Raw genomic sequence first — 11765 nt, forward strand, 5'->3', positions numbered from 1 at the left:
ACGCGGGGTGGAGCAGCTCGGTAGCTCGCTGGGCTCATAACCCAGAGGTCGCAGGTTCAAATCCTGTCCCCGCTACTGAACGGTGAGGCCCGGGACCGCGAGGTTCCGGGCCTCACCGCTTTTCCCGTCACACGGGCGACTTTCTCGGTAGGCGGACGCCGCCGCGAGTGCCGTCAGTGGCCCGCCTGGCCGCCCTGGCCCGCGACCGCCTCCGCCAGCAGGGAGCGGGTCGCCGCCGTGAAGTACGGGCTGTAGGAGACCGCGTCCGCGTGCGGGTCGTCGTCCGAGGGGCCGCCGCCGTTGAAGCCGCCGACGATGCCGACCAGCTCGCCCGTCCTGGCCCCCGGCCTCAGCCGCACCCACGGCCCGCCCGAGACCCCGGTGGTGTAGCCGTCGCAGTGCATCTCGCGGTACTTCGGCTGCGCGGGGGAGCGGTAGACGTCCATCGTGCAGCTCAGCTGCGCGTCGCCCGGGTTGTCGTCGTCCGGGTAGCCGGTCGTGGTCACCGACGTCAGGTGGTACGGCAGGTCCGTCGCCAGCGTGTCGGCGCCGACCGCGTCCTCGATCCGGGCCCCGTCGGGCCGCGTCACGCGCAGGAACGCGTAGTCGTAGTCCTCGTCGTGGTTGTCGGTGTAGTGCGGGTCCACCCAGATCCGGTCGACCTGCCAGGTGCCGTGCGGGTTGTCACCGCCGGTCGTGCCCGGCGCCACCGACAGGCCGGTGTTGTACGAGCCGTCGGCGAACACGCAGTGGGCCGCGGTGATCACGATGTCGCCGCCGGGGCTGTGCACCACGGCGCCGCTACACGTGGGGGTCGAGTCGCTGCCCAGCAGCCGCACCACCGACGGGTACGCCTGCCCGGCGCCCAGGTACGTGCCCTTGCGGTTCCAGTCGTCCGGGGGCGTGGGCTCGGCCGTCGCCTGGGCGCGGTGCCTGGGCTGCTGCGCCAGCGCCACCACGTGCGGGGCGTACTCCACGAGTCCGGCGGCGACGGCGAGGACACCCACCGCCGTCAGGAACGCGATCCGCGTCCGCCTGCGCCGGCCCACCCCGAACCTCCCTCAGCTCGCTGTGCTGTCGCTGTGGGGACAACGCCGTCCAGAATACGGTGCACCCCGTCGACTCGAACCAGTCTTCGGTAGAGGACCGGTATGGCCTGGGCAAAGGCGAGCAAACTCCCTTGGACGGCGGCCCGCGCCGGGAGATTCTGGAACCGGGAGCGGCGTGGGAGCGGCGGAGGCGGCATTGCTGCGCAGAGGACAGGCGCGAACGGTGCTGCGCCGCCGGGCCCCGGCAGGCGGGGCGGCGGACGGCGATCGCTGGCGAACGCTGCGCGGGTCGGCGGCGACCGGCGCTCCGGCGGCCGTCACCGCCCTGCTGACCGCCCTGCGCGCGAGCGCGGCCACCGCGGGCGCGGAGGACCGCTCCGCCGCGCTGGCCGAACTGCTGCACGCGCCCCCGCAGCTGTGGCTCGCTCTCGACCGCGCGGCCCGCGAGCCGTCGGTCGGCCCCGGCGCGTCCGCCGGCCACGCCCCGGCCCCGTACGGCCCCGCCGCCACCGCCGTCGCACCGGGCGCCGCAGGCCGCGGCCGGCCCGCGTCCGGGGCCCGCGACGACGAGCCGCTGCGGCTGCTGCTGGACTCCTTCGACCGCGACGGCCACCGCAGACAGCGCGCCGTCGAACGCCTGGCCCTCGTCGGCGGGCCGGCGGCCGCGGTGGCGCTGGCCCTGCGCGCCGACGACTGGGTGCCCGCGGTGCGCGAACGCGCCGTCGCCGCGCTGCTCGCCCATGTCGCGCCGGACGAGGCGACCGCCGCGGTACGGGTACTGGCCAGGCTGGAGCGGCGCGGCCGGGCGGGCGAGGCGCTGGCCGCCTACCGGACGGCGCTGTCGGCGCCGGAACGCCGCCGCACCGTGCGCCGCCTGGCCGCCGAACCCGACCCGTACGCCCGGCGCTTCGGCATGGCGCTCGCCCTGGAACTCGGCGAGTACGTCCGCGGCGACCTGGCCCGCGCCGCGCTGCACGACCACGACCAGGTCTGCCGTGAGCTGTGCGCGCAGGCGCTCCTCGACCTCGACCCGGACCAGGCCGGACGGCTGATGTGGGCGCGGTCGGCGGGGGTGCGGGAACTGGCGGTGGCCGCGCTGCCCGACGACGTGCCCGCCGCCCGGCTGGTGGCGCCGCTGGCCGACCGCTCCCGCGCGGTGCGCGCCCAGGCCCGCTGGAAGCTCTACCGGCGCGGCGAGCCCCCGGTCGACGTCTACCGCAAGCAGCTGCGCCGCTGCGGCCGCACCACCCACCCCCGCCTGGTCGCCGGGCTCGCCGCGGGCCTGGGGGAGTGCGGGGACGCCTGTGACCTGCCCCTGCTGGCCGTGCTCGCCGAGGACCCTTCGTGGGCGCCGGTGATCCGCCGCGCGGCGGTGCGCGCCCTCGGCAGGCTGGCCGCCGGTCCCCCGCCGTGCCCCCGGCCGCCGCACGGGACGAGGACGGCACGCGGGCAGGGCCAGGGGCTGGACGTGGCCGAGGTGCTGCGGGCGGCGGCCGGCGACCCGGCCGCGGGCGTGGCGCGCGAGGCGCTGGACGCGCTGGCCGCCACCGGGACGGCGGACCTCGCGACGCTGCTCACGGCGCTGGAGCGCCCCGAGTCGCCGGTGTGGCGGGCGGCGTTGCGCGCGGCGGAGGCGCTGGGACGCCTCGACCGGCTGGAGTTGCTGCTGCGGGCGGCGGCCGATGCCAGGCCGCAGGTCGCGACACGCGCCAGGACGAGGGTGCGCGCCTGGCTGCTCGCGCCCGCCGAGGACGGCACGGCGGCGCCGGAACGCGGACGGAGGGAGGGTCTGGAGCGGCTGCTGCGGCGGGCGCCGCTCAGCCAGGCCGACCGCGACGCGATCACCCGGGCGCTGCGGACGACACCGCCCGCGCCGTGACGAGCCGCCGGGCCGTCAGGCCCTGACGCACTCCGGGCACAGCCCGCGGTAGGTGACCTCGACCTCGGAGACCGTGAAGCCGAAGCGTTCGCTCGACGGCAGGTCGGCCAGCGGGTCGCCCGCGGGGTGGACGTCGCGGATGGCGCCGCAGCGCGAACAGACCAGGTGCTGGTGCGGGCGGTGCGCGTTGGGGTCGTAGCGCTTGGCCCGCCCGTCGGTCGCGACCTCGATGACCTCGCCGATGGTCACCAGCTCACCCAGGGTGTTGTAGACGGTCGCCCGGGAGATCTCGGGAAGGCGCGAAGCGGCTCGCGCGTGCACCTCGTCCGCGGTCAGGTGGACGTGGTCCCCGTCGAGCACCTCGGCGACCACCCGGCGCTGTGCGGTCAGCCGCCAGCCGCGTCCGCGAAGTCGTTCCAGCAGGTCACTCATGCACACCAGCCTAACAGTGCGATATCCGGACTCCGAATCCGTATGGGACGGGACTTGTTCCGGGGCTGGGCCTCATCTTGACTTGGACTCTGTCTACCGTAGGATCGAGGTCGGGGAACCGGAACGGGGGCGAGGACTACGGCAAGCGGCTGGAGGCGGCGGCACAAGGCCCTCCGCGGCCGACGGGCGTTTGCCGTATGAGGGGACCGGAGCCTCAGGCCCCGGTCCCCTCAAAGGTGCGCGCGTCCCGGGCGGCTCACACCAGCGCCGCCTGCTCCGGCGTCGCCGAGTGCCTCCCCCTGGTCCAGCAGCGGATGATGTCCCGGACCGAGACCATGCCCACCGGGGCCTCGTCCCGCACCACGATCAGGTGGCGGAAGCCTCCCCGGACCATGGCCGACGCCGCCTCCTCCAGGGTCCACGCCGGGGCCGCGAAGACCACCGACGTCGTGGTGTGGGCGTGCGCCGGCTCGCGGTCGGGGTCCAGGCCCAGGCCGATCGCGTTCAGGATGTCGCGTTCGGTCAGTATGCCGAGGCCGCAGGTGTCGGGGTCGAGCACGACCGCCGAGCCGACCCGCCGAGCCGACATCAGGGCCGCCGCCTGACGCAGCGTGTGGGTGGGGCCGATGGTGAGGACTACCGTGGTCATCGCGTCACGGACCAGCATGGGCTACCCCTGGGGAAGAGCCGTCACGGCTTCACATGTTCACAAGCCGCTCGGTCTTCATTTTCACATGTGCACAAGGAGCGCGGCAAGGGGCGCGCGGGGGCCCGATCGCCTCGGGCTGCCACCGTGAGCCCTCAGCGCGCCGCGGGCCCCCGGCCCAGGCGGGCCAGCAGTTCCTCGTGGAGCAGGCCGTTCGACGCCGCCGCGTTCTCGCCGTACGGGCCCGGGACGCCGTCCAGCGACGTGAAGCGGCCGCCCGCCTCGCGGACCACGACCGACGGCGCGGCCATGTCCCAGACGCTCAGTTCCGGCTCGGCGGCCAGGTCCACCGAGCCCTCGGCGACCATCATGTACGACCAGAAGTCGCCGTACGCCCGGGTGCGCCAGCAGGCCCGGCCCAGGTCGAGGAACGCGTCCAGGCGGCCGCGCTCCTCCCAGCCGCTCAGCGACGAGTAGGACAACGACGCGTCCGCCAGCCGGTCCACCCCGGACACCTTCAGCCGGGTCGCCGACGACAGGCTGCGGCCGGTGTACGCGCCACCGCCCTTCGACGCCCACCAGCGGCGGCCCAGCGCGGGCGCCGAGACCAGCCCGACCACCCCGTCGTCGCCCTCCGGGCCGCCCTCGCCGCGTACCGACAGCGCGATCAGCGTGGCCCACACCGGCACGCCGCGCACGTAGTTCTTGGTGCCGTCGATCGGGTCGACGATCCAGCGCCGCGCGCCGCCGCCCTCGGTGCCGAACTCCTCGCCCAGCACCGCGTCCCGCGGCCGGGCCCGCTGCAACTGGCTGCGGATCAGCTCCTCGGCGGCCTTGTCCGCCTCGCTGACCGGCGTCATGTCCGGCTTGGTCTCCACCTTCAGGTCCAGCGCCTTGAACCGCGCCATCGTCACGGAGTCGGCGGCGTCGGCCAGGATGTGGGCGAGGCGCAGGTCGTCGTAGAAGTCCGGCATGCGGTGAACAGTAGCGATCCGGCCCGCCCCGCGGCTACGCGCGCCGCCGCCGGGCGGGTCCCCGGGGGCGCCCCGGCTACTTCACCCAGCCGACCTTGGAGTAGTCGGTGAAGTTGACCAGACCGGACGCGCCGAAGTTGGCCAGGCCCGTGCGGACCGCGTCGACCTGCGGGCGCTGGAACAGCTCGACCGAGTTGCCGGCCTGCCAGATCAGCTTGTCCGCCTGGTTGTAGAGCGCCTGCGCCCTCGTCTTGTCCGTGGTGCCCGCGGCCTGCTTCAGCAGCGCGTCGATCTGCGGGGTGCTGACCGAGCCGAAGTTCTGGAAGAGGTTCTTGCCCTGCGGCTCCTGGTAGACCGACACCAGCGTCGAGGGGTACATCGAGTCGGTGTTGCGGAAGCTCACCAGGTCGAAGTTGCCGAGGTTGACGTACTTGTCGAAGAAGTCGTTGTCCGGCACCTTCTGGATGTCCACCTTGATGCCGATCTGGCCGAGCATCTGCTGGATCAACTGGGCGGTGTCCACCGTGGTCTGCGGCGAGCCCGCGCTCAGCAGGTAGCCCACCTCCAGCTTCTGGCCGTCCTTGGTGCGCGGCTTGCCCGCTCCGTTGTCCTTCCAGCCCGCCTCGTCCAGCAGCTTGCCCGCGGCCGCCGGGTCGAACTTCCCGTAGACGCCCGCGTTGTCCTGGTAGCCCTGCTGGTCGGGCATGAAGAAGTGGTTGCCCAACACGTTGATTTTGTACGGCAGTCCGGATCCGAAGGCGTCCGCGGTGGCCTGCCGGTTGATCGCCTCGCCGATCGCCTGGCGCACCCGCACGTCCTTCAGGGGCCCGTGTGCGCCGTTGATCGTGACGTGCACCTCGTCCCAGCGCGAACCGGTGCGGATCTGCGCGTCCTTGTCCTTCACCAGCCGCCGGTAGTCGTCCGGGTCCTCGGCCTGCGCCTCGTCGATCTCCCCGTTGAGGAACGCGTCGGTGATCGCCGTCTGCGCCATCGCCCGGTACACCAGCGAGCTGAGCTTGGGCCTGGTGCCCCACCACTTCGGGTCGGGGGTGAGCGTCAGGGTCTGGTCGGTCTTGTCGTACGTGGTGATGCGGAACGCGCCCGCGGTGATCGGGATCCTCTGCGTCCAGCCGTTGTTGAACTCCTGCGGCGTGGAGTACGCGGCGGCCGGGAACAGCGGGGTGAACAGCCGCTGCCAGTCGGCGTAGGGGGAGCTGAAGGTGACCTTCACCTGCTGGGGGTCGGCGCCCTGCGCCACGCCGGAGATCTGGTCGTAGCCGGAGGTGTCGGCCGCCTGGTAGGCGGTGTTGCCGCCGTTGAGCGCCTTCCACTGGGCCTGGAAGTCGCGCCAGCTCAGCTGCGTGCCGTCGGACCAGCGGGCCTTCGGGTTCAGCTGGTAGGTGACGACCTGCGGCGAGGTCGAGGTGACCTGGGCGGACACCAGGTAGTCGGGGTCCAGCCGCGGCACACCGTGCTCGTCGGTGCGGAACAGCACCGGCTCGACGTCCGCGGTGATCTCCGAGGCGTCGCCCTGCGCGCCGTCGGCGGTGTTGGAGTTGTACTGGTCGATCCACTGCTCGATCGGGAGCCGCAGCGTGCCGCCCTGCTTGAGGTCGCTGAGCGGACGGGCGTTGACGTCGGCCACGGCCACCTGCTGCTTGCCGTCCGACGAGCCGCCCGAGGACCCGCCGCACCCCGACAGCACGAGGGAGGCGGTCGCGGTGGCCGCGAGGGCGAGTGTGGTGGATCTGCGCATGACGGGTGCGTCCTTCGTCGGTTCGTGGGCCGGTGGACAGGGCTCGGCAGACCGTAGAACGCGCTCCGCCGCTGAGGCAGGTACCGCGGAACATTGTCATGGGCTCTTCACACTGCCGCAATAGGGAGCGATCATGCTGAACGGCGCGCCGCGCGTGCCGCGGTACGGACACCGCTCACCGCACACCGGACGGAACACATCGGGGGACACGCCCCCAACGCACAGGAAGGCGGCCACCGTTGGGGGTCTATCTGGCCAAGCGGCTCGGCTACTACGTCGTGCTGCTGGTGGTCGCCATCTGCCTGTCGTATCTGCTGGCCTCCGTCGCGCTCGACCCGCGCGCCTACTACGCGGGCCGCCAGCCGCCCATCTCGCCGGCCGCCGTCGACGCCCACCTCACCGCGATCGGTGTCAACGACCACACGCCGCTGATGGACCGCTTCGGCCACTGGGCGGTGCGCGCCCTGCACGGCGACCTCGGCAGGACCATCGACGGCACCTCCGTCAACGCCGAGTTCGGGCGGCGGCTCGGGGTGAGCCTGCGGCTGCTGCTGGCCGGGACGATCATCGGCACCGTGCTCGGGGTGCTGGTCGGGGCCTGGACCGCGGTGCGGCAGTACCGGCTGTCGGACCGCGTGGTGACGCTGGCGTCGTTCGCGCTGCTGTCCACGCCGGTCTTCCTGCTCGCGGTGCTGCTGAAGACCGGGGCGATCTGGTTCAACAACACCACCGGCACGCACGTCATCCAGTTCACCGGCGAGGCCACGCCGGGCCTGGGCGGCGGGTTCTGGACGGTGCTGAAGGACCGCTCGGTGCACCTGCTGCTGCCGACCATCTCCGTCGCGCTGTTCGCCATCGCCTCCTACAGCCGCTACCAGCGCAGCACCATGCTCGACGTGCTCGGCTCCGACTACCTGCGCACCGCCCGGGCCAAGGGGCTGCGCAGGCGCACAGCGCTGCTGCGGCACGGGCTGCGCACCGCGCTCATCCCGATGTCGACCTTCTTCTCCTACGGCTTCCTCGCCCTGTTCACCGGCGCCACCTTCACCGAGACCATCTTCGGCTGGCACGGCATGGGGGAGTGGTTCATCAGCGCCATCAACAACAACGACGTCAACTCCGTCGTCGCCGTCAACGTCTTCGCCGCCGTCGTGGTGCTGCTGTCCGGCTTCCTCGCCGACCTGCTGCACGCCTCGCTCGACCCGCGCGTCCGGCACGCCTGAGGAGTCAGGACCCCCCATGACCACGACCACCACCCCCGCCGTCCTCGTCGACGCCGAGGCCGTCGCCGAGCGGCCCGCCGCCTCGCGCGCCCGCGTCGTCGCCCGGCGATTCCTGCGCAACAAGGGCGCGCTGGCCGGAGCCGTCGTCCTGGTGGCGCTCTTCCTGCTCGCGTTCGCCGGACCGTACGCAACCCACTGGTCGTACGAGGCCATCGACTACACCGCGCTGCGCCAACCGCCGTCCGCACGGCACTGGTTCGGCACCAACGGGATCGGGCAGGACGTCTTCGCCCAGACCGTGCGCGGGCTCCAGAAGTCGCTGCTGATCGGGTTGCTGGTCGCGTTGTTCTCCACCGTGCTGGCCTCCCTGGTGGGCGCCTGCGCCGGGTACTTCGGCGGCTGGACCGACCGGCTGCTGATGTTCGCCGTCGACCTGCTGCTGGTCTTCCCCAGCTTCCTGATCATCGCCATCGTCTCGCCCCGGCTGCGCTCCGGCGGATGGCTGGCGTTCGTCGGACTGCTCGCCGTCTTCGGCTGGATGATCACCGCCCGGGTGGTGCGGTCGATGACGATCTCGCTGCGCGAGCGGGAGTTCGTACGGGCCGCCCGCTACATGGGCGTCGGGCCGTTCCGCGTCATCCTCCGCCACGTCCTGCCCAACGTGGCGTCCTTCCTCATCATCGACGCGACCATCGCCGTCGGCGGCGCGGTGATGAGCGAGACCGCGCTGTCGTACTTCGGCTTCGGCGTGCAGCCGCCGGACGTCTCCCTGGGCACCCTCATCGCGGACGGCACGCCCTCGGCCGTGACCTACCCGTGGATGTTCTTCTTCGCCGCCGGACTGCTGGTGCTGTTCGTGCTGGCCGTCAACCTCGTCGGCGACGGACTGCGCGACGCGATCGACCCCACGGCCGGTGGCGGCCGCGGGCGCAAGGGAGGGCGGCGATGACCGCGCTGGACCACCACCGGATCGCGGCGCCGGACGGCCCGGCCGCGCCCGTGCTCGACGTGAGCGGCCTGCGTGTCGCGTTCGACGGCGTCGAGGCGGTACGCGGCGTCGACCTCACGCTGCGCCGCGGCGAGGTGCTCGGCCTCGTCGGCGAGTCCGGCTCGGGCAAGTCCACGGTCGCGCTGGCGATCCTCGGCCTGCTCCCGGCCACCGCGACCGCGGCCGGCTCCGTGCTGCTCGGCGGCGAACAACTCGTCGGCGCCGGCGACGCCGCCCTGTCCCGCCTGCGCGGCAGCCGCATCGCCATGGTCTTCCAGGACCCGCTGTCCGCGTTCACCCCGGTCTACCGCATCGGCGACCAGATCGCGGAGGCGATCCGCGCGCACCGCGACGTCAGCCGCGCCGCCGCCCGCCAACGGGCCGTGGAACTGCTGGACCTGGTCGGCATCCCGGAACCGCGGGCCCGCGCCGACGCGTTCCCGCACGAGTTCTCCGGCGGCATGCGGCAGCGCGCGATGATCGCGATGGCGGTCGCCAACGACCCCGACGTCATCCTCGCCGACGAGCCGACCACCGCGCTGGACGTGACGATCCAGGCCCAGGTGCTGGACGTGCTGCGCACCGCGCAACGCGAGACGGGCGCGGCGATGCTCCTGGTCAGCCACGACCTGGGGGTGATCGCCGGACAGGCCGACCGGGTCGCGGTGATGTACGCGGGCCGGGTCGTGGAGACCGCGCCGGTGGAGGCGCTGTTCACCGCCCCGAGGATGCCGTACACGCTGGCGCTGATCGGTGCCGTGCCCCGGCTGGACGGGCTGGAAGTGGTGACCGGGCAGGAGGCGCAGGCCGCCGCGGGGCCGGAGGCCGTCGCGGAGCCCGGGTCCCCCGAAGGCGGCTCGGCGTCCGAAGGCGGCCCCACCTCCGGAGGCGGCTCCGCGCCCCAAGGCGGCGCCGCGTCCGGCGAGGGAGCGGCGTCCGGCGAAGGCGTCACGGCGGACGAAGGCTCCGCGCCGGACGCGGGCTCCACGTCCGGGGACGGTGACGCCCCGGTGCCCGTGGTGCGCACGACCCGCAGGGCGCTCGTGCCGATTCCCGGTGCGCCGCCCAGCCCGGGCGCGCTGCCTGCCGGGTGCGCCTTCGCGCCCCGGTGCCCGCTCGCCGAGGACGCCTGCCGTCAGGCCGAGCCCGCGCTCACCCAGGCCGGGGACGGCGGCCACCTCGCCGCCTGCCTGCGCTCCGACGCCCTCGTCGGCGCCGCGCCCGCCGACGTCTTCCCGGTGCCTCGGCTGCCCGAGCCCGCCCGCGTCGAGCGTGCCGAACGCGAGCAGGTGCTGCGCGTCGAAGGGCTGACCAAGACCTTCCCGCTGCTCAAGGGCGTCGCGTTCAAGCGCAGGGTCGGCAGCGTCTACGCGGTCGACGGCGTGGACCTCGACATCCGGCGCGGCGAGACCCTCGCCCTGGTCGGCGAGTCGGGCTCGGGGAAGTCCACGACGCTCTTCGAGATCCTCGGCATGACCGCCCCGGAGAGCGGCACCGTGGAACTGCTCGGCACCAGCGTCAGTGAGTTGACCAAGCGTCAGGTCGCCGCGTTGCGCTCCCGGGTGCAGATCGTCTTCCAGGACCCGATGGCCAGCCTCGACCCGCGTATGACGGTCGGCGACATCGTCACCGAACCGCTGCGCGCCCAGGGCGCCTCCCGGGCCGAAGCGGCCCGCGCCGTACCGGAGTTGCTGCGCCAGGTCGGCCTGGAGGCGGCGCACGCCGAGCGCTTCCCGCACGAGTTCTCCGGCGGGCAGCGCCAGCGCGTCGGCATCGCGCGCGCCCTGTCCGTCAGCCCCGACCTGCTGGTGCTTGACGAGCCGGTCTCCGCGCTGGACGTCTCGGTGCAGGCGGGCGTGCTCAACCTGCTGCACCGCCTCAAGGCCGAACTCGGCCTGTCCTACCTCTTCGTCTCCCACGACCTGTCGGTCGTGCGCAACATCGCCGACCGGGTCAGCGTCGTCTACCTCGGCCGCACCGTCGAGGCCGGCGACGTCGAGCGGGTCTTCGGGCACGCGCGGCACCCCTACACCCAGGCGCTGCTGTCCGCCGTGCCGCTGCCGGACCCGGTCGCCGAACGCCGCAGGGCCCGTGTCCTGCTGGCCGGCGACCCCCCGTCGCCGACCACCCGCCACACCGGCTGCCGCTTCCGCTCCCGCTGCCCGGTGTACGCCGCCCTGCCCGAGGCCGACCGGGCCCGCTGCCGGGACGAGGTCCCGGCGGCGCTCCCGCAGGCCGCCGACCACGTGACCGCCTGCCACTTCCCCCGGGAGCGCGAGGGCATCACCGCCCCCGCCTGATGCGGCCGCGCCTCAGCGCAGCGTGAGCTTGAACCCGATGTGGGTCGCCTCGAACCCCAGCTTCTCGTAGAAGCGGTGGGCGTCGAGGCGGGTCACGTCGGAGGTCAACTGCACCAGCGTGCAGCCGTGTTCGCGTGAGCGCGCCACGCACCACTCGATGAGTCGCGAGCCCAGGCCGGTGCCGCGTGCCGCCTCGCCGATCCGCACCGCCTCGATCTGCGCCCGGGTCGCGCCGCGCCGCGACAGGCCGGGGATGTAGGTCAGTTGCGCGGTGCCGATCACGCCGCCGTCGCGTTCGGCCACCAGCAGCGTCTGCGCCGGGTCCGCGTCCAGGGCGGCGAACGCGGCCAGGTAAGGGGCGGGGTCGTCCGGGGTCTCGCGGCTCGCGCCGAGCGTGTCGTCGGCCAGCAGCGCCACGATGGCGGTGACGTCGTCGGCGGTCGCGCGCCGGATGGTGATCTCGTCCATGCGGCGCATCCCATCATCTTCCCGGCCGCCCGCGCCACGTCCGCCGCGGC

Annotated in this window: 10 protein-coding genes and 1 tRNA gene; 5 read left to right on the top strand and 6 right to left on the bottom strand. The window is 73.5% G+C overall.

Features of this window, described 5'->3' with window-relative positions:
- Position 1 precedes the first annotated feature (1 nt).
- Positions 2–75: transfer RNA gene (locus CK485_RS18525), tRNA-Met, on the top strand.
- A 98-nt stretch (positions 76–173) separates the two neighbouring features.
- Here CK485_RS18525 and CK485_RS18530 read toward each other — a convergent pair.
- Positions 174–1049, bottom strand: a complete 876-nt coding sequence (locus CK485_RS18530; RefSeq protein ID WP_109451953.1) for a trypsin-like serine protease — start codon at positions 1047–1049, stop codon at positions 174–176.
- 196 nt (positions 1050–1245) lie between these two features.
- Here CK485_RS18530 and CK485_RS18535 point away from each other — a divergent pair, with 196 nt between their 5' ends.
- Entirely contained in the window at positions 1246–2928 is a 1683-nt protein-coding gene (locus tag CK485_RS18535; RefSeq protein ID WP_199239387.1) for a hypothetical protein, read from the top strand.
- Positions 2929–2943: 15 nt separating this feature from the next.
- Here CK485_RS18535 and CK485_RS18540 read toward each other — a convergent pair whose 3' ends face one another.
- From CK485_RS18540 to CK485_RS18555, 4 genes are all read right to left on the bottom strand, one after another.
- The gene (locus CK485_RS18540; protein WP_109451955.1) at positions 2944–3360 is read right to left on the bottom strand and encodes a Fur family transcriptional regulator; all 417 of its coding nucleotides are present in this window, start codon (positions 3358–3360) and stop codon (positions 2944–2946) included.
- Between the two features lie 256 nt (positions 3361–3616).
- Positions 3617–4027, bottom strand: a complete 411-nt coding sequence (locus tag CK485_RS18545) for a CBS domain-containing protein (protein WP_109451957.1) — start codon at positions 4025–4027, stop codon at positions 3617–3619.
- Positions 4028–4161: 134 nt separating this feature from the next.
- Positions 4162–4980 (bottom strand): histidinol-phosphatase, encoded by an 819-nt coding sequence (hisN, locus tag CK485_RS18550; protein WP_109451959.1) that lies wholly within the window; start codon positions 4978–4980, stop codon positions 4162–4164.
- A 76-nt stretch (positions 4981–5056) separates the two neighbouring features.
- Positions 5057–6736, bottom strand: a complete 1680-nt coding sequence (locus CK485_RS18555; RefSeq protein WP_109451961.1) for an ABC transporter family substrate-binding protein — start codon at positions 6734–6736, stop codon at positions 5057–5059.
- 239 nt (positions 6737–6975) lie between these two features.
- On the opposite strand from CK485_RS18555, the gene CK485_RS18560 reads away from it, so the two are divergent.
- Genes CK485_RS18560 through CK485_RS18570 form a run of 3 tightly spaced genes read left to right on the top strand, consistent with a single transcriptional unit; the run spans position 6976 to position 11247 of the window.
- A complete protein-coding gene (locus CK485_RS18560) occupies positions 6976–7959 on the top strand; it encodes an ABC transporter permease (protein WP_109451963.1) in 984 nt (327 codons plus the stop codon).
- Positions 7960–7975: 16 nt separating this feature from the next.
- Complete coding sequence (locus tag CK485_RS18565) at positions 7976–8908, top strand: ABC transporter permease (protein ID WP_109451965.1); 933 nt, start codon at positions 7976–7978, stop codon at positions 8906–8908.
- Complete coding sequence (locus tag CK485_RS18570) at positions 8905–11247, top strand: ABC transporter ATP-binding protein (RefSeq protein ID WP_109451967.1); 2343 nt, start codon at positions 8905–8907, stop codon at positions 11245–11247. Before CK485_RS18565 ends, CK485_RS18570 begins: the two co-directional genes overlap by 4 nt.
- A 12-nt stretch (positions 11248–11259) precedes the next feature.
- Here the strand turns inward: CK485_RS18570 and CK485_RS18575 are convergent, their stop codons facing one another.
- Positions 11260–11715: a GNAT family N-acetyltransferase gene (locus tag CK485_RS18575; RefSeq protein ID WP_109453228.1), complete on the bottom strand. Its 456-nt coding sequence runs from the start codon at positions 11713–11715 to the stop codon at positions 11260–11262.
- Positions 11716–11765 lie beyond the last annotated feature (50 nt).

This window comes from Streptomyces sp. ICBB 8177, assembly GCF_003144095.1.
GTDB lineage: Bacteria > Actinomycetota > Actinomycetes > Streptomycetales > Streptomycetaceae > Streptantibioticus_D.